The organism is Exiguobacterium sp. s95 (genome assembly GCF_018618655.1).
Lineage (GTDB): Bacteria > Bacillota > Bacilli > Exiguobacteriales > Exiguobacteriaceae > Exiguobacterium_A > Exiguobacterium_A oxidotolerans.
Window position 1 is genome coordinate 58263 of the sequence record NZ_JACSMM010000010.1, and the last position, 17506, is coordinate 75768.

General features: G+C 45.5%; 16 protein-coding genes. 7 read left to right on the top strand and 9 right to left on the bottom strand.

Going from position 1 to position 17506, the window contains the following annotated elements:
* Positions 1-56 precede the first annotated feature (56 nt).
* On the top strand, positions 57-1733 hold the full coding sequence (gene abc-f, locus KNP99_RS13525; RefSeq protein ID WP_214845880.1) for a ribosomal protection-like ABC-F family protein: 1677 nt from the start codon (positions 57-59) through the stop codon (positions 1731-1733).
* Between the two features lie 172 nt (positions 1734-1905).
* Here abc-f and rsgA read toward each other — a convergent pair whose 3' ends face one another.
* A complete protein-coding gene (gene rsgA, locus KNP99_RS13530) occupies positions 1906-2955 on the bottom strand; it encodes a ribosome small subunit-dependent GTPase A (RefSeq protein ID WP_214770028.1) in 1050 nt (349 codons plus the stop codon).
* 270 nt (positions 2956-3225) lie between these two features.
* Between rsgA and KNP99_RS13535 the strand changes: the two genes are divergently transcribed.
* From KNP99_RS13535 to KNP99_RS13555, 5 genes are read left to right on the top strand one after another with little or no spacing between them, the layout of a single operon-like run.
* Positions 3226-3606 carry a lmo0954 family membrane protein gene (locus KNP99_RS13535; RefSeq protein ID WP_029332726.1) on the top strand — a complete coding sequence of 127 codons (381 nt, stop codon included), beginning with the start codon at positions 3226-3228 and terminating at the stop codon, positions 3604-3606.
* A gap of 30 nt (positions 3607-3636) precedes the next feature.
* Positions 3637-4251 (top strand): hypothetical protein, encoded by a 615-nt coding sequence (locus KNP99_RS13540; RefSeq protein ID WP_214770031.1) that lies wholly within the window; start codon positions 3637-3639, stop codon positions 4249-4251.
* Positions 4252-4308: 57 nt separating this feature from the next.
* Positions 4309-5028 (top strand): cell wall-active antibiotics response protein LiaF, encoded by a 720-nt coding sequence (gene liaF / locus KNP99_RS13545; protein WP_029332724.1) that lies wholly within the window; start codon positions 4309-4311, stop codon positions 5026-5028.
* Complete coding sequence (locus KNP99_RS13550; RefSeq protein ID WP_034801180.1) at positions 5025-6050, top strand: sensor histidine kinase; 1026 nt, start codon at positions 5025-5027, stop codon at positions 6048-6050. Before liaF ends, KNP99_RS13550 begins: the two co-directional genes overlap by 4 nt.
* Positions 6047-6676 carry a response regulator gene (locus KNP99_RS13555; RefSeq protein WP_029332722.1) on the top strand — a complete coding sequence of 210 codons (630 nt, stop codon included), beginning with the start codon at positions 6047-6049 and terminating at the stop codon, positions 6674-6676. Before KNP99_RS13550 ends, KNP99_RS13555 begins: the two co-directional genes overlap by 4 nt.
* A gap of 498 nt (positions 6677-7174) precedes the next feature.
* Here the strand turns inward: KNP99_RS13555 and KNP99_RS13560 are convergent, their stop codons facing one another.
* The 8 genes from KNP99_RS13560 to KNP99_RS13595 all read right to left on the bottom strand — a co-directional run bounded on the left by KNP99_RS13560 (position 7175) and on the right by KNP99_RS13595 (position 15889).
* A complete protein-coding gene (locus KNP99_RS13560) occupies positions 7175-8866 on the bottom strand; it encodes a b(o/a)3-type cytochrome-c oxidase subunit 1 (protein WP_088836390.1) in 1692 nt (563 codons plus the stop codon).
* The gene (locus KNP99_RS13565) at positions 8867-9337 is read right to left on the bottom strand and encodes a cytochrome c oxidase subunit II (RefSeq protein ID WP_088836389.1); all 471 of its coding nucleotides are present in this window, start codon (positions 9335-9337) and stop codon (positions 8867-8869) included.
* Between the two features lie 12 nt (positions 9338-9349).
* Positions 9350-9463, bottom strand: coding sequence for a cytochrome C oxidase subunit II (locus tag KNP99_RS13570; RefSeq protein WP_152638917.1), 114 nt, complete (start codon positions 9461-9463; stop codon positions 9350-9352).
* A 777-nt stretch (positions 9464-10240) separates the two neighbouring features.
* Positions 10241-10948: a Crp/Fnr family transcriptional regulator gene (locus KNP99_RS13575; protein WP_214766658.1), complete on the bottom strand. Its 708-nt coding sequence runs from the start codon at positions 10946-10948 to the stop codon at positions 10241-10243.
* Between the two features lie 169 nt (positions 10949-11117).
* On the bottom strand, positions 11118-12500 hold the full coding sequence (locus tag KNP99_RS13580) for an aldehyde dehydrogenase (RefSeq protein ID WP_214766660.1): 1383 nt from the start codon (positions 12498-12500) through the stop codon (positions 11118-11120).
* 191 nt (positions 12501-12691) lie between these two features.
* On the bottom strand, positions 12692-13399 hold the full coding sequence (gene deoD, locus KNP99_RS13585; protein WP_029332717.1) for a purine-nucleoside phosphorylase: 708 nt from the start codon (positions 13397-13399) through the stop codon (positions 12692-12694).
* A gap of 28 nt (positions 13400-13427) precedes the next feature.
* Positions 13428-14132: a response regulator transcription factor gene (locus KNP99_RS13590; protein WP_088836386.1), complete on the bottom strand. Its 705-nt coding sequence runs from the start codon at positions 14130-14132 to the stop codon at positions 13428-13430.
* Positions 14132-15889 carry a sensor histidine kinase gene (locus tag KNP99_RS13595; protein WP_214766662.1) on the bottom strand — a complete coding sequence of 586 codons (1758 nt, stop codon included), beginning with the start codon at positions 15887-15889 and terminating at the stop codon, positions 14132-14134. Before KNP99_RS13595 ends, KNP99_RS13590 begins: the two co-directional genes overlap by 1 nt.
* 208 nt (positions 15890-16097) lie before the next feature.
* On the opposite strand from KNP99_RS13595, the gene KNP99_RS13600 reads away from it, so the two are divergent.
* On the top strand, positions 16098-17387 hold the full coding sequence (locus KNP99_RS13600; protein ID WP_088836384.1) for an NCS2 family permease: 1290 nt from the start codon (positions 16098-16100) through the stop codon (positions 17385-17387).
* Positions 17388-17506: the final 119 nt, after the last annotated feature.

Below are 17506 nucleotides of genomic sequence, written 5' to 3' on the forward strand. Positions count from 1 at the left end.
AGGATGGTGTGTTTTCATTTCATCTCAACCGAAATGAAACAAAGGGAGCTGAGCTTATGCCAACTGAAGTATTATCCATCCATGATTTACAAATCGATTTTGCCGGGCAGTGTCTTTTCCACGATGTCACGTTCTCCATCCGCGACGGCGAACACGTCGCCTTGGTCGGACCGAACGGCGTTGGAAAAACGACGCTCTTGCGCGCCATCCTAAAAGAAATCATCCCGACGACCGGAACAATCCATCGCACGTATGACCGGATCGGGCTCTTAGCCCAACAAATCGAACCCTCGACAAGTGTAGCAATTCAAATCGTCGAACAGGCGGATGTAACCCGTTACGACTTACGTGAACGTGCCTTAACCACTGAAGCCGTGGCCGACTACCAGGCTGCCGTTGACGCAGATGCCTTCACGCTCGAAGCCGATGCGAGACGTGTCCTGAAAGAAGTTCAACTCGAGCAATCTCTTTGGTTTCAGCCTTTGAACACACTGAGCGGCGGCGAACAGACCCGGATTCAACTTGCATGTCTACTGTTGAAGAAACCGGACTTCATCCTGCTTGATGAACCGACCAACCATTTAGATGAAGACACACTCGAGTGGCTCGTCGTGTGGACGCGTCAAACGAAGACGACGATGCTCTATGTTTCACATGAGCGTGCCTTTATCGATGCGACGGCTGACGCCGTCATTGAATTGACTGAAGCAGGAGCGGCACGTTACGAAGGAAACTATGAGATTTACCGTACGTTAAAGGAACAAGAACGGACTGCACAGTGGCATCAATATGAGAAGCAAGAACGAACACGAAAAGAACTCACCCGGATGATTGGTCAATATCAAAATTGGCATCAAAAAGCGACGGCTAGTGCAAGTGAACGAGATCCGTACGCGAAAAAAAAGGCTGCAAAACATGCGACAAAAGTCAAAGCAAAAGAAAATCAGCTCGAACGCCTACTGGAACACCGGGTCAAAAAACCGGAAACGCCGTCCCACGTCCATGTCAGATTCGAAGGAGAACATTTTTTAGCGAAACGTCTCGTTTCAGTCGATGCTCTCTCATTCGACTATCCGCATCGCCGGCTCTTTCAGGATGTGTCGTTCTCCATCCAGCGTGGCGATCGAATCGCGTTGATTGGTCGAAACGGTTCTGGGAAAACGACGTTATTACGTCTTTTACTTGGAGAATTGGTGCCATCTGCCGGTATCATCAAACGGCACCCGACTTTAAAAGTCGGTTACTTTTCTCAAGTTCTATCCACCTTACCGAATACCGGCACACTACTTGATGCCTTGCTTGAGACGAGCGAGATTTCGGAAACAGATGCCCGGACACTACTCGCGTGCTTTTTATTTCGGCGGGAGACCGTCTATAAACCAATCGCTGAAGCGAGTATGGGCGAGAAATGCAGGATCGCCTTTTTACGTCTCTATTTTTCCGGCGCGCATTTACTCATCCTCGACGAACCGACGAATTATCTTGATCTTGCGACACGGGAACAAATCGAAGCGGCACTCGAAGTTTTTCCCGGTGAGTTGCTGTTTGTTTCCCATGACCGTTATTTTACCGATCGTTTATCAAACCGAACGATTTCCTTGACCGGTGACTTCACAGTCCATCCTGTCGGAACAAAGGCTTTACGGGAACAACGTGCTTCTGATTCGGATGGAATCCGGGCTGACTTACGGCGTTTGAATGAACTGACCGGTGAAATCGACTTTGATGTGTAATTGACGGAAGTCACATCACGAACTGATTTTTAGCACGATGATAAAAGCATGCTAACTTAAAAAGAAATACGGTACTTTTCCATGCGCCTCCCACATGCGTATCTAATTACCGCGAACGAAAAAAACGCTGATGATTCCCTGTAAAGAAGGGGAACATCGGCGTTTCGTTTACTTATCTTTTTTGATACTTTAATTTTGTATGTGCCTGCGCGTTTTTCTGAATCTTCTTCCACTTTTCTTTTTCGGCAGCTTGTAGCGCTACACTTTGCTTCCGTTCAGCATAGGCAATTTCCCGTTGCAGCTTCAGATAACTTTCCCAGCGTTCGTGCGGAAGACTTCCATCTTCCAATACTTGGCGGACTCGACACCCGGGTTCATTGCCATGTTGGCAATCCCGGAAACGACAGTTTTCAGCGAGCGACTCGACATCAGAAAAAGTCGAAGTCAGACCGTCACTTCCGTCCCATAGTCCCAGTTCACGCATACCCGGTGTGTCGACGAGCAACAGACCGTTCGCTAATCGTTTGAGTTCACGGTGCGTCGTCGTATGCCGTCCGCGTTGATCGTCTTCTCGCACGCCACCTGTTTCCATCAACTGTTCCTCTGCTAACACATTAACGAGTGTCGATTTCCCGACACCGGATGAACCGACGAGGACAATCGTCTCACGTGGTTCGAGAACATCTCGAAGACTTTCCAACCCGTCACCGGTCAACGAATCAATCGCAACATAAGGTGTCCCGAAGGCAATTCCTTCAATCTCAGCCAACTCGGACTCGACGGATTCCATCAGACTTCGTTTCGTCAAAACAATGATCGGCTTGACGCCAGCTTCCCAGGCGACCGTTAAATAACGTTCCAGCCGCCGGACATTAAAATCGTGACCGAATGCCATGACGAGCAAAGCTACGTCAACATTCGCACAAATGATTTGTTCTTCGACTTCCGTACCCGCTGCTTTTCTTGAGAATTGTGAGGTCCGCGGAAGAACTTGCTCAATCCGTCCTAATCCCGCTTCTCGCTCTGTCTGGATGATCCAATCCCCTACTGCGGGAAGATCTGCTTTCGTCAATGCCTCAAAGCGCATCTTTCCAGATAATTCACTAAGCGTCTCGCCAGCAGCCGTCATGACACGATACTGTTTTTGAAAGACTGCAGTGATCCGTCCTAAATTTTCATGTTCTCCTGCCTCATGTGCAGGTGGTTTACCCCATTCGTTCAAATGGTTTCCTCCTCTAATTTAAGGGAGGGAAACCCCTCCCTGTTCTCCAGTACGTGTTTGATTTACGTTGATTTGCACATTCATAAACCTCACTCCTCTCCAGTAACTTCCTTTGTATTTTATCATATGTAGCCACTTCAAAAACCGTTGGGCGATAAAGTCAGACCTTACTACTCCGCCTCAAGGCCGAGACGAATACGGTCCGAGGGGCGTCGTCGTTTTTTTCACCATCCCTTATCATAAAGGTATCAAGTAAAAGGAGGCTTCATCATGAAGCAATCAAAAGGCAAACAGGCTTTGATGATACTTGCTGGTATCGCTCTTCTCGCAGTCGTCATCGGGACACTCCCACATATGATTGGACTCGGGCTCGGTGGACTGCTTGCATTTTACGCCATCAGTAAGTTTATCCGTTCAACAAAAGTCATCGCAAAAATCGGTTTTGGTTTACTCGCAGCAGTCGGAATCGGCTTAGCCCTTTCAAACATTTGGGCGGTATTCGGTATCGCGGCAGCACTTGCCCTCTACATCGGTTACATGCGGATGAAGATGGAACGTGTGAACCCAAACGATTTATTTTCTCGCCGTCGTCGGTCAAACGCGTCTCATTTTGAGGCAGATTGGAAAGACCTCGATCAAAAACGCTTTTAATCGCTACTTATACTCAAGGAGGAATTCACAATGAAGAACGTATTCGACCAACTCAATGATTTTGCTAACCAAATGATGACGGAAGTCAAAAAGGCAGCCGAGCAAGGTGAAGTCCCGGCTAAAAAATTAGTCCGTCATATCCGGATTACCGAATCTGATTTAAAAGAAATCGACCGGCTACTCGAACGTCAACGGTCACTCCTAAGCGAACTCACACAAAAACAAGATGAAGCAAAAGAACTAGCTGATAAGCGGTTTGCCCAAGTCGAAATTGCTAAACAAGCTGAAGAGCAGGAACTTGCAGAACGCGCCGCTATCGAATCCAAACATTACGGTGAACAGTTCCGTTTCTTCGAAGAGTTGATTGTTGAAACGAAACGGGAATTGACGCAACTTGAACGGGAAGCACTCGAGTTGAAACTTAAACTCGAAGACTTGCAAAATAAACGCTATGAGTGGATGATGCGGGAAAACGTTTCTAATTTAAAATCAAAGATGAACCAGGTGCTAGAACGCGAACCAAATGCTACTATTAAACAAGAAGAACATCCGTTTACGGTAGCAGAACCGGATGTCGCAGAACAAACACCAGAAGACGACATCGATTCACGTATTGCGGAACTCGAACGTCGCTTCCAAAAATAAGTATTTTGACGAAGGAGGCCCTTGCCTCCCTTTGTCATGTCAGGGAGGAGATTGATCGTGCGACGATTAAGTACAAAACAATTAGTCGGCTACGTGTCGATCCTATTCGCGCTCGGATTATTTTATGATTTGATGACTGGAGCCGGAAACGTCTTATTTGGAATCTTATTCCCGTTCTTGTTGTATTATGTCGGGATTCATTTTCGGCGTCGCGGTCATGAAAAACTGGCCATCCTGTTTTATATCGTCGGTACGATTATCTTAGCTGGAGTCGTCTTGAGCTCGGCAGCTGTCGGATTCGTCATCGCCGGAATTTTGCTATATCTCGGAATTATCCTTGTCACCCGACACTCCGTCCGCGAATTTTTCTTTTCGAAGATTTCACCACGTCTTTATGAAGAAGAAGGCATTACGATCCAACCTGCTTACTCGTTTTCGACGCAGTCTGAAACACCTTACGTATTAAAAGACTTGAGTGAACAGTTCATCGTCAAAGATTTAGAAATCGATTTAACGCATGCCTATGTCCCAGAAGGTGAAACACTCATCGTCATCAGTGGTGTCGTCGGAGATGTGCGTATTTTATTACCTTCAGGATATGACTATACGCTTGATACGTCGATTGGTTTTGGAAGCGTCAAAACAGATGTCCGCCGGATCCCGACATTTTTTAACCGTCGCATTCAGTTCCGGGCACCACAATATGAAGAAGCGACTCGAAAAGTCCGCATTCACGTCATGCTTGGCATCGGTAACGTGGAGGTGACCTCGATATGAAACGTGATCACTTCCCGCTCGGTGTCATCGCGCTCCAAGTATTGACCGGATTTCTGACAGCCGTCGTGACGACTGGTTTGTTTTTAAGTACACGCCAAGTCGATTGGCATGTACTTTTCGTCCGTCAACAAGATTTACCTGTCTTATTGCTTGTCGTCGGATTATCCCTGTTACTTCCGCTCGCAATCGGCAGCATCCACTACTTCTTTTTACGTCGTGACTTCAAACGTGTCACAACTGCCATCATCGAACTCGAGCAAGGAAAAGAAGTCACGATTGTCAACGGACCTTACTTCCACACACTGACCCGCCTCTCACGAATTGGGAAACGAATCGATGAACAGGTCGAGACGGTTCAAAAAATCAGTACACGTCCGCAACACGTCGAACAAGTTCGTGTCCAAGCCATCACGGAAGAACGGAAACGGCTCGCACGTGATCTCCATGACTCCGTCTCCCAACAACTTTATGCCATTTCGATGATGACGACGGCTGCCAAACAAACGATTTTGACGCAACCGGAAACGGCAGCGAAACAAATTGACTTAGTCGAGACGATGGCACAGACGGCGCAATCAGAAATGCGTTCTTTATTGCTCCAACTACGTCCCGTTGAACTCGAAGGGATGACGTTGCAACAAGGACTAACCCAACTGCTCGAAGAACTATCACGAAAACAATCGACGCAATTGAGCTGGAAACTCGAACCGATTGAATTACCGCGTCCGATTGAAAATGAATTATTCCGCATCGTTCAAGAAGGCTTAACGAATGCTTTACGCCACGCGAAAGCATCGCACATGAATATCGAATTGCGTCAATTCAATGAGACGATCATCTTGAGTATGAATGACGACGGTGTCGGCTTTATCGTCGACGAGAAAAAACTCGCCTCGTACGGGATCAACTCGATGCGCGAACGTACGGCTGAAATCGGTGGGACGATTCGCCTCGTCAGTGTGCCCGGTCAAGGAACGCAGATTGAAGTCAAACTTAGAAAAGAACGGATGGTGCAAGTATGATACGCGTATTATTAGTCGATGACCATGAAATGGTTCGCGCTGGAGTCTCTGCCTTTTTATCGACCCAACCTGATATTGAAGTGGTCGCAGAAGCTGCTGACGGACAAATCGGAGCGAAACTTGCTCTTGAACATCGCCCTGATGTGATTTTGATGGACTTAGTCATGGAGCCGGTCGATGGTGTCGAAGGAACACGTCTGATTCGCGCCGAGTGGCCGGAAGCTAAAATTTTAGTCGTCACAAGTTTCTTAGATGATGAGAAAGTTTATCCCGTCATTGAAGCCGGTGCGATGAGTTACGTCCTAAAAACGGCAAGCGCGTTTGATATTGCGGAAGCAATTCGCAAGACAGCGAGCGGACAATCTGTCATGGCAGCTCAAGTGACAGGTAAGATGATGGAACGCCTGCGCAAACCTGCTAGTCAACTCCACGACGATTTAACGGAGCGTGAACAAGAAGTCTTACAGTTGATGGCGCGCGGTATGGCCAATCAAGAGATTGCAGACGAACTGTTCATCTCCCTAAAAACAGTCAAAACGCATGTTTCCAACATTTTATCAAAGCTCGATGTCGTCGATCGGACGCAAGCCGTCGTCTATGCCTTTAAGCACCACATCGTGAAGTAATCTTTTACTTAGTTTTTGCACTCGTCTACGCATCCATTCATTAAAAAAAGGGTCAGCTTATCAAAGCTGGCCCTTCAGACTGTAAACAACGTGCGATTGGGAGATTAAGCGTCGTGTTTCGTTGCTTTCCTCGGGCGAGGCGCAAGCCGTTGCTCCTTGGATCCTAGCGGACAACGAGCAGGGTCTTGCCTGCCTCTGAAAGTGCGTTAAAAACGCACTTTTTCCCGCAGGAGTCAATGAAAAGTGACGCTTTTCAAGTAATACCGTGAAGGAAATCCAGGCGTGGAGACGGTTTAGAGCGCGATCCGTCTCAAATCGCTTTTAAAGCGAAAAGCAATCGGTCGCGACCCTGCAGCTTTGCTGTAGCGGCGTGACCGGTTGCCGCTTTGAAGACGAGGCGAGACAGGAAAGCACGAACGGATTGCTTCTCAATATAGCATTTTCACCCTTCAGCGTGTATAAAAAGTGCTAGTAAGCTATCAGCACTTTTCGATAGGGCTACCAGAGTTTCCAACCTGGAGCTCCAGGAGGCGCATTATCAATCATGTGCCAAATCGGTACTGTGTAAGCAAACGCAATCAAAGCAAACGTCACGAAAATCCAAAGTTTCCAGTTCTCAAAGAAGAGTGGTGTCTTCATCGCTGCTTCCTCTGTTTCCGCGACAGGAAATTCAGTACTTCCTTTCGGTGTCCGGAAGGCCAGTTGGAACATCGCAAACAAGAATAAGAGGATTGAAATAAAGAGGATCGTACCACCGATTGCCATCGCAACGTGATAGGGAATCCAATCTGCGACGAGCGAATCTTTGAAATATGCCGCAGGACCCGTCCGTCTCGGATTGCCAAGCAAGCCTGAAATATGCATCGCAGTCGACATAAAGAGCATACCAATCGTCCACGTCGCCGTCTGGATGAGACCAATTGTATTAATCCGTTTTGTTAAGGTCCGTCCTCGTAATAATGGAACAAGCCAATAGGCCGTTCCAAAGAACGTCAACGCGACTGCAGCCCCGACTGTGATATGGAAGTGACCTGTCACCCATAAAGTGTTATGCACGACGATATTCAATTGGTGAGAAGCATTGACGACACCACCGGCTCCAGCCGGGATGAAGAACAACATGCCGACGAACGGTGCAAGAAAGCGGACATCCCGGTACGGCATTTTCTTGATCCACCCAAATAGTCCGGTCGCACCTTGACGACGACCTGCTAGTTCAAATGTCGCAAACATCGAGAATGCTGTCATCAATGAAGGAATGATGACAAGGAACGTCAAGACGACTTGGATGTACTTCCAAAATGCTGAAATACCGGGTTCGAGCAACTGATGGTGAAAACCAACAGGGAACGAGAACAATAAGAACAGTAAAAATGACATTCGTGCTAAAGCATCTGAAAAAATCTTACCCCCAACAATCTTTGGAATGACCGTGTACCATACGATATAGGCTGGCAATAACCAAAAATAGACGAGCGGATGACCAAAATACCAAAATAATGTCCGGGATAATTCGATCCCGACCTTATCCGTCCAACCGAGTGATAACGGCAAGAGTTGAAAGAGAATCGTCGCTGCGACACCTAGCGTGGCGATGACCCACAACAAAGCCGTCATAATGCTCATATAGGCTTGAAGTGGTGGATGGACATCCTTATGTTCTCGTTTGTAATCCGCGTACATCCGGAACATTGCGGCAGAAGAAACCCATGTTCCAACAACGAAAATCACGAGTCCGATATAAAAAACAGGGTGTGCCTTCAGCGGCGCATAAAATGTGTAGAGAACGGATGCTTCACCTGCTAACACCATCCATGTGACAAGGAGGACACCGACAATCATCAACCAGAATCCAACCCAGCCCAAGCGTCTCGGAAACTCTTCAAAACGCCCGAACGACTGTCCTAAAAATGAAAATAAAAGTCCAAATATGAATAATGTCGTAAAGACAATCGCAAGCATTAGTCCGTGAGCCGTCAGCAATTCATAATAACCGACTCCAGCAATTTCTGGAATGACTCCAGTACGGACGAGTGTCTGTAGTAGACCACATAGTCCACCGATCAGTAACGCCACAAGTGAAAAACTGACGTAGGCAAATCCGAGTTTTGCTTCTTTTAATCCAATCTCTCCTGCGGGGATTCCCCGCTCCATCTCAAACTCCATTAATTTTTTCGAAATCGCATTCATTTATTCCACCACCTTAATCTTAGTCGACATCATGTGATGCGCCGATCCACAATATTCATTACAGACAATTAAATATTCACCAGCTTCTTTAAATGTGTACTCGATTGAATTGATATGTCCGGGAACGACCATCATATTGACGTTCGTCTTGACGATTTCAAATCCATGGACGACATCTTTCGACGTCACCAGAAAATCGACGGTCGCGCCTTTTTTGATAATCATGTCTTGCGGTGTGAACTGGAAAGCTTGTGAGACCATGACGGCCTCATATTTATTGTCGTCAATTTTTTTTAGACCCGGTTTATCAAATGGCTTCGTCTGATCGACTTGCGTCGGGTCAATCAATGTTGCATCCGACGGTGGTTGATTATCAGAAGCGAATGCTGATACGCCAATGATGATTAAAAAGACTGCCAACATGATACAACCGAATACTAACCATATTTTTTCTAAACGATGAATATGCACCCTGATTCCCCCTTATCTTGAAGTGAATAATAAAAAGATTGATCCCCACATTCCGATGATGACTCCGGCAACGATAAATACAGCGATAAACGTTCCCTTCAGTTCTGTATCTGATTTCTGACGCATGATCAGTAGCTCCCTTCCGTCGTTGAATCGGTGACTTAACCTACCTTTATTTTAGAAAAAGACACCCTTCGTAATATGTGATAAACGTCACACCAATTGTGACGATTTCGCGCTTTTCTTTTATAAAACACACATAAAGTTCACAACTTGTTACGTACTGAACATATTTTGAACTGCTACTGTTATGCGACACAAAAAAGGACCGCATTCAAAAAGAATGTGATCCTACAGCGTGTAGACAAACTATTATGAAGAGTGAACATACTATAACGAGAGGCAATCCGTTCGCGCGTCCCTGTCTCGCATCGTCTTCAAAGCGGCAACCTTCCGCGCCGCTACAGCAAAGCTGCAGGGTCGCGACCGATTGCTTTTCGCGGTTCTAAGCGATTCGAGACGGATCGCGTGCTAAACCGTCTGCATGCCAGGCTTTCCGTCACGGTATTCCTATAAAAAGCGTCACATTTCGTTGACTCCTACGGGAAAAAGTGCGTTTTTAACGCACGTTCAGAGGCAGGCAAGACCCTGCTCGTTGTCCGTGAGGATCAAGGAGCAACGGCTTGCGCCTCGCCCGAGGAAAGCAACGAAAAAAGACGCTTGATCTCCCGATAGCACGTTGTCTACATCCTGAAGGACCACATTCAAAAAGAATATGATCCTAGACTGCTGATAAGTTCTTCTAAAGTTTGACGTGTTGCGGTTCCATCAAAAGGATGATGTTGGAGCAATTTTTAAGTCAGCTCCAGCGTATGGCTCCGTAAGCTAACGCTCAAGTTAAGTTTAAATCCGGCAGACACCGACAGGACACCCTTCACAGTGGCAAAGATCGCGTAAATAGTTGGCATCATGAACGATGATTTTAGTCGTCGTCATCGAAATGACATTGTCTTTTTTCCACTGAGAAAACATCCGGTTGACCGTTTCACGTGGTGCCCCGATCAACTGACCGAGTTCAGTATCCGACGGTCGCTTTGAAATCACGTAATCGTCATCGACTTTTTTTCCGTCCATTGCGATTAGTCGTAAGAGTGTCGAAGCGAGTGCCCCTTGTTTCCCGAACAATAAGAGGTCACGTAACTTCGTTTCCGTTTGTTTTCGCATCAAGGCTTGCCAGCGCATGATATCTAATGCGAATGTTCCATCTTTTTTCATCAAATCTTCGAGTGTCGATTTCGAGATGAAGCCAATGACACTGTCCTCCATCGTTTCGACACTATAGGAGCTTGGAAATGCTTCTCCGACATCGAATTCACCAAATAAGTCACCTTTGAAATATAAGAACATCATTAGCGGGCTACCTTTTTTCGTGAGCTTTGATAGTTTTACACCACCTTGTTTCACATAAAAAAGTTTATCGTTCATTTCCCCTTCCCAACAGACGATTGAGTCTTTTTTAAAAGATACCTCAGTCATGAACTCTTCAAGTAATTCACGTGTCTCACTCGACAACACGAACGTATTGGCTTCTGTCGTCCCACAAGTAAGCATCTCGCATTCTCCTTTCCGTAGCTTCTGCCTTCAGTATAGAACATCACAAGGGAAAATAGCGTTTTTTCAAAAGATTGTCAAACTTTGTTCACTATTTCACAAATTAAATAAACAAAAAAAAGCCAAGGTAGACCGATTGGATCTACTCTTGGCTCCGTTTAAGTCCCATTTATAATAAATAACGCATCCATTTTGAATCGGTATTCGAGCGCATGTAGCGGAACGGCAAATCGAACTTCGTCGTATTGTTGACGACTCCTTTACGGTGGCTGAACGTCTCAAAGCTGAATTTCCCATGATAGCCACCGATACCACTTCCGCCGACCCCGCCAAATGGCAAGTTATGTTGCGCAACATGCATCAACGTATCATTGATGCATCCACCACCAAATGACACACGATCGAGTACACGATGCTGAACAGCTTTACTTTCTGTGAAGAGATAGAGCGCCAACGGCTTATCACGGTCATTGATGAAACGGATGACCTCTTCCACTTCACGATAAGAATAGACTGGAAGAATCGGTCCAAAGATTTCTTCTTGCATCAACGGACTTTCTGGATCAACGTCCGTCATGACGGTTGGTGCCATCTTTCTCGTCGCTGCATCGACTTGACCACCAAATAAAATTTCACCTTGGGGCAAGTAGCCACTCAATCGATCCAAATGACTGTCTGAAACAATCTTGACGTAAGAATTCACACCAACACCATTACCATACTGGGCAAAAGCTTCCTTTTCAATCAAGCGTAAAAATTCCTCGCGGACGTCTTCATGGACAAAAACATAGTCAGGGGCGATACACGTCTGTCCTGCGTTTAACCATTTGCCCCAAGCAATTCGTTTTGCAGCAAGCTTTAAGTTCGCATCACGGTGAACGATCGTCGGAGACTTCCCGCCGAGTTCAAGCGTGACAGGTGTCAAATATTTCGCCGCTGCTTGATGGACGATTTTTCCGACACGCGTCGACCCCGTAAAGAAGATGTAATCAAACTTCTCTTCAAGAACAGCTGAACTGACGTCCGCATCCCCCTCGATGACAAGTCCAAATCGTTCGTGAAATGCCGTTTCAAAGACTTCACGGAGAACACGCGAGACGTTTGGTGTTAGTTCTGATGGTTTCAAGACAACCGTATTTCCGGCAGCGATCGCCCCGATGATTGGTGCAACAGCGAGCTGGAAAGGATAGTTCCACGGTGCGATGACGAGCACGTTTCCGTATGGTTCATAATGGATGTCACTTTTTGACCCGATATGTAACAACGGTGTCCCGACTCGTTTCGGTTTAGCAAGTCGGCGAAGTTTCTTCTCCATCCGTGCGAGTTCGCCGTAGACGAATCCGATTTCCGTCGTAAACGCATCTTGACGTCCTTTATTCAAGTCCGTTTTTAATGCCTCATAAATTGCTTCTTCATGCGTTTCAATCGCTTGCTTTAAAAACGTCAACATACTTAGACGAAACGCAACACTTCGCGTCGCGCCTGTCTTAAAGAAATTACGTTGCGTTTGAACAAGATTCGAAATTGTTGATTCAGTCATCGTCGATTCCATCTCGTGTTCCTCCTCATGGTCTAGGCTTTCTTTTCCTCATTCTATCATAGCGAATGAGCAATGATTCAATCGTATGCTCCCTCTTCTTTGTGATTAGACAAAAAAGCAGGACTCGAAACGCGAGTCCTGCTGTGTTCGTTTCATGAAGACAGTGATTTTACCATCCGCATCGTCTTATTTCATCTGATTGATTACAGCTGAATCGCTGTTTCAAGTGCCACTTTCATCATATCATTGAACGTCGTTTGGCGTTCTTCAGACGTTGTTTCTTCTCCCGTTAGGAGGTGATCTGAAATCGTCAAAATCGTCAAGGCATTGACTTTATGTTTTGCAGCGAGTGTGTAGAGACCTGCTGCTTCCATCTCGATTGCGAGGCAACCGAAGTCCGCCCATTTTTTGAAGTGGTGGAAATCATCTTGATAAAATTGATCCGTCGTGAAGACTTGACCGACTTTTGCGTCGATTCCGTGTTCTTGTGCCATTGTGTACGCTTTATGCAATAACTCGAATGAAGCTGTCGGCGCATAATCCAATCCATTGAAACGGACACGATTTTGAGCCATGTCGTGTGAAGCACTCATCGCGATGACGACGTCACGTACTTTTACATCCGGTGTAATCCCGCCCGCTGTACCGACACGGATCAAGTTTTTTGCACCATACGATTGAACGAGTTCATTTGCATAAATTGACATCGACGGAACACCCATACCTGTTCCTTGAACGGATACTTTTTTCCCTTTGTATGTTCCTGTGAAGCCATACATCCCACGCACTTCATTATAAAGAACAACGTCCTCTAAAAATGTTTCGGCGATGTACTTCGCGCGAAGAGGATCTCCCGGAAGTAAAACTGTTTCTGCGATTTGACCTTCTGCTGCATTAATGTGTACGCTCATGTACGTTTCCTCCTTGACGTTCGTTTAATTAAATAGATAACAACTCTCTAAACTCATTCGGTGTCATGCCGAATTGCTTCTTAAATACTTTTCGAAAATATTTATCATCCTGATACCCGACTTCAACGGCAATCTCATATATACGGGCGTTCGTCTCTCCCAGCAATTCCTTTGCCCGATTTAGACGAATCGTTTGGATATAATCCGATAAGTTAACCAAAAAACGCTGTTTAAAGCGCCTTGATATATATTCTCGGCTTAAATAGAAGCGCTCACTCATGAGCTGGAGCGTTAACTCTTCCGCATAATGTGTCTCGATATACTTCGCAATTTGATCAATCGCCTCTCCCTGCTCTTGAACTGGGCAAATCAGCTCCATCGCTCGGGAAAGCGCATCATTTAAAACATCTGGATCGATCGGTTTCAATAAGTAATCAAACGATTGATGTAAGATCGCACGACGCATATACGTATAATCATCATAACCTGTCAACACGATCGTGACGACCTTTGGATGATGATTTTTTGTCCATTCTAATAAACTTAATCCGTCTACTCCCGGCATTTCAACATCGGTCAGCATCAATCCGACTTTTTCTTCATTTAAGATTTTTTTCGCAGCTGCTCCATCCTCCGCTTCAAAAATATGCGATACTTTCCAGTCACCCCATTCACCAAGTAACTTTACAGCGTCACGAACGTGTTGTTCATCATCAACGATTAGTACATTCATTACAATTCCTCCTGTTCGATTGGAATTCGGATAGTGATTCTGAATCCACCTTCTATTGGAGATTGGAGCGTCATGTTTGTGCGTTCACCGTAAAAAATTTGAAGACGTTCGTATATATTGTGTAAGCCGATACCAGATGTTTGCCGGTCTTCAGGAGCGCGATGTGCCCGCATTTTTTGGTTAATCATCTCAAGATCTGCCTCAGACATGATCGGTCCGCTGTTTTCGACGCTAATGATCAGTTGGTCCCCATCGGTTCTAATTTTGTACGCTAAGTAATTTTCTAACGCATCACTTTGCTGATTAAAGGCATGTTTAAAGTAATTCTCAGCGAACGGTTGCAAAATCATTTTTGGTACTTCAATCGGGTTCATGTGCCACGGGACATCGACGATATAACGAAATTTTTCTGGGAAACGCTGTTGTTGTAAGCGCATATACCCTTGAAGATGGTCGACTTCTTGCTTTAATGTGACAATCGTCTGTTCGTTGTTCATCGAATAACGCATCATTTGTGAAAGACCGGTTATCGAACGGTAGGCGACTTTCCGGTCCCCTTGCAACGTCGTTGTTCCGATTGATTGTAGCGCATTAAATAAGAAGTGTGGATTGAGCTGTGATTGCAACGCACGTAGCTCGTTCGTCCGATTTTCAAGTGCTAACCGGTATTCTCGTTTAATCAAACGATCCATCCGGTGCACCATTCGTTGAAACTGGCGATTCAATAAACCGATTTCATCATTTGTCGTCGCGACAAAACGTGTGGAGAGGTCCCCTTGCTCGACCCGCCAGACATTTGCCGTCAATTGTTTGATCGGTTTTGTAATTTCGAGTGCGACGAGACTTGCCGCCATAATCATTAATAGAAGTGACACTAAACCAATCACCAATAAAATGATTGCCGTTTCATTTGCTCCCTTGATGACAGAAGCATAAGGAATTTTCTTGATCAGTGTAATCGGCACGCCTTGCTTTTCGGTCTTCACATACACGATGAACGAGCTACCGACGTGCATGCTCCCACTTTTTCCAGTCATTTTTTCAGTCGTCACCGGTAATGTCGTTCCTGTCTTCGCGATTAAGTGATTCCCACTCATTAACCATAATGATTCGTCCGGTGAATTTTCAAACAGCTGTAGTTGTTGTTCAAATACTCGAACTGGAATGTCTACTGACAAAAAGCCGATGGGTTCACTCGTTTCGACGCGATCAATCCGGTAACGAAAACTGACGACTTCTTTTTCATCAAGAATCATCGTCCGAGAATTATATGCTGTAATCACATGTTCCGGGTCTATCAACCAACCATTTTCTTGTTGCATCAATCGAAAATAATCAGTCTCTTGTAACCAATCAAATTTGCCACGACCGGAAGTCTTCATATTATAGACAGAGTATTCCGAGTACCCTTTTAAAATCACAAAATGAATTTGTTCAACATCCTGTCTTGATAAAAAGAGACCGAGTAAGGAACGAGCGACGACACTATCTGACTCACCAAGCTCAGCATCGGCACCAGCATTCATAATATTCATCAATGAACGATTAGCGTAGAGACTTGTTGATAACCGTTTCACGTCTTCCATATAATGACTGATTTGACTATTTCCGCGTTGGAGAGCGCTTAAACTCGAACGCTCGGCTTCTGCAATGTTTTGCTGACGTACATATATATAAGAAGCAGTTGTAGCAAGTGTTGTCGGAACCAAGATAGCGAGGGCTACAAGTAATATAAGACGCGTCCGGATGCTCTTCATTTTGCCACCTTCCACCCTTTTTCTTCTAATAAATAGTATAGCACAACTGTATCCGCTTACATCCACTTCCTTTTAGCGCTTACGATGGTTTATAGATCAAGTTATCCATAATATACTTAAAAAATAATCCTTGATTCCGAATGAACAATCATATAGTATCGTTAATGTTCGTTTTTTAATTAAACTCATCGAAGGTGGTTCTCTATTTATGTTTAAGCTTTCTGCCCATAATACGACCGTGAAACGTGAAATCCAAGCCGGGTTCATTACGTTCATCACGATGGCCTATATTTTAGTTGTCAACCCAACGATTTTAGCTGACGCGGGCATTCCGCAAGCACAAGCATTTTCTGCGACCATTATCGCTACACTCGTCGGAACGCTTTTAATGGGGTTATATGCGAATCTCCCTATCGCCGTTGCACCGGGCATGGGACTGAATGCGTACTTCACGTATACTCTCGTCATCGGTGAAAAAATTCCTTATCAAACAGCACTCTCTGTCGTCTTTGTATCCGGAATCATTTTTCTATTGCTCTCGTTGTCTCCAATCCGGACGAAACTGATTGAAATCATTCCACTGACACTCAAGTTAGCGATCACTGGTGGAATTGGACTTTTCATCGCTTCACTTGGACTGAAGATGTCAGGTATTCTTGTTGCAGATGAAGCGACTTTGATTACGATTGGCTCACTGTCTTCACCAGAAGCTATTATTACACTCATTGGTTTGATGACTGCTGCCATCTTAACTGTCAAACGTGTTCCAGGTGGATTACTGTACGCGATGATTCTTGCGGGTGCGCTCGCTTTCATCACGGGAGAACTCAAATTTTCAAATACACTCACGGCTTGGCCAACATTACCGGAAGGCTTGTTAGTCACAAACCCTTTCACAGCGATTCAAGATGTCTTTCAATACGGACTCTTTAGTGGTGTCCTTTCGTTCGTCCTCGTAACGATGTTTGATACGACAGGTACGATGGTCGCAGTCGGTGAACAGGCCGGACTGATTGAGAAGGACGGTTCACTTAAAAATAGTGATCGTGCTTTATTATCTGATTCAACGGCGATGGTCGTCGGTTCGATCTTTGGTACAAGTCCTACGACTGCTTATGTTGAGTCTGCTTCTGGTGTTGCTGCCGGAGGACGTACTGGTTTAACGTCGGTCACAGTCGGTCTGCTCTTTGCGCTCGCAGCGATTTTCGGACCAGTCGTCCAAGCGATTTCAGGTGTTCCTTCGATTACGGCACCCGCTTTAATCCTTGTCGGTGCATTGATGCTTCAAAACATCAAGCAAATTGCGTGGGAAGATTTCAGTGAGGCCTTCACTGCTTTTCTAATCATCATCATCATGCCGCTTTCAGGAAGCATCGCGACCGGAATTGCCTTCGGATTCATCGTCTATCCGATCATGAAAGCCGTACAAAAGCAACGGGTCCATGCCTTAATCTATCTATTTGCCATCCTGTTCTTTATCCAGTTATTTTTCTTATAAGATGTAAAAAACTCCTCTTCCCTATCATCGTGAACTGAACCCTAAATGGTGGACACTTGATAAAAGACCCCATTCGGGGTTTTTTGTGTTCAGAGATATCGATATACTATATCTATTCA

Excerpts from the sequence above, each read along its gene's own strand:
- KNP99_RS13560 (WP_088836390.1), bottom strand. The coding sequence starts at position 8,866 with ATGAATGCGATTTCGAAAAAATTAATGGAGTTTGAGATGGAGCGGGGA.
- abc-f (WP_214845880.1), top strand. The coding sequence starts at position 57 with ATGCCAACTGAAGTATTATCCATCCATGATTTACAAATCGATTTTGCC.
- deoD (WP_029332717.1), bottom strand. The coding sequence starts at position 13,399 with ATGAGCGTACACATTAATGCAGCAGAAGGTCAAATCGCAGAAACAGTT.
- KNP99_RS13550 (WP_034801180.1), top strand. The coding sequence starts at position 5,025 with ATGAAACGTGATCACTTCCCGCTCGGTGTCATCGCGCTCCAAGTATTG.
- KNP99_RS13595 (WP_214766662.1), bottom strand. The coding sequence starts at position 15,889 with ATGAAGAGCATCCGGACGCGTCTTATATTACTTGTAGCCCTCGCTATC.
- KNP99_RS13590 (WP_088836386.1), bottom strand. The coding sequence starts at position 14,132 with ATGAATGTACTAATCGTTGATGATGAACAACACGTTCGTGACGCTGTA.
- KNP99_RS13555 (WP_029332722.1), top strand. The coding sequence starts at position 6,047 with ATGATACGCGTATTATTAGTCGATGACCATGAAATGGTTCGCGCTGGA.
- KNP99_RS13580 (WP_214766660.1), bottom strand. The coding sequence starts at position 12,500 with ATGGAATCGACGATGACTGAATCAACAATTTCGAATCTTGTTCAAACG.
- KNP99_RS13575 (WP_214766658.1), bottom strand. The coding sequence starts at position 10,948 with ATGCTTACTTGTGGGACGACAGAAGCCAATACGTTCGTGTTGTCGAGT.
- KNP99_RS13600 (WP_088836384.1), top strand. The coding sequence starts at position 16,098 with ATGTTTAAGCTTTCTGCCCATAATACGACCGTGAAACGTGAAATCCAA.
- KNP99_RS13570 (WP_152638917.1), bottom strand. The coding sequence starts at position 9,463 with ATGCGTCAGAAATCAGATACAGAACTGAAGGGAACGTTTATCGCTGTA.
- KNP99_RS13535 (WP_029332726.1), top strand. The coding sequence starts at position 3,226 with ATGAAGCAATCAAAAGGCAAACAGGCTTTGATGATACTTGCTGGTATC.
- KNP99_RS13540 (WP_214770031.1), top strand. The coding sequence starts at position 3,637 with ATGAAGAACGTATTCGACCAACTCAATGATTTTGCTAACCAAATGATG.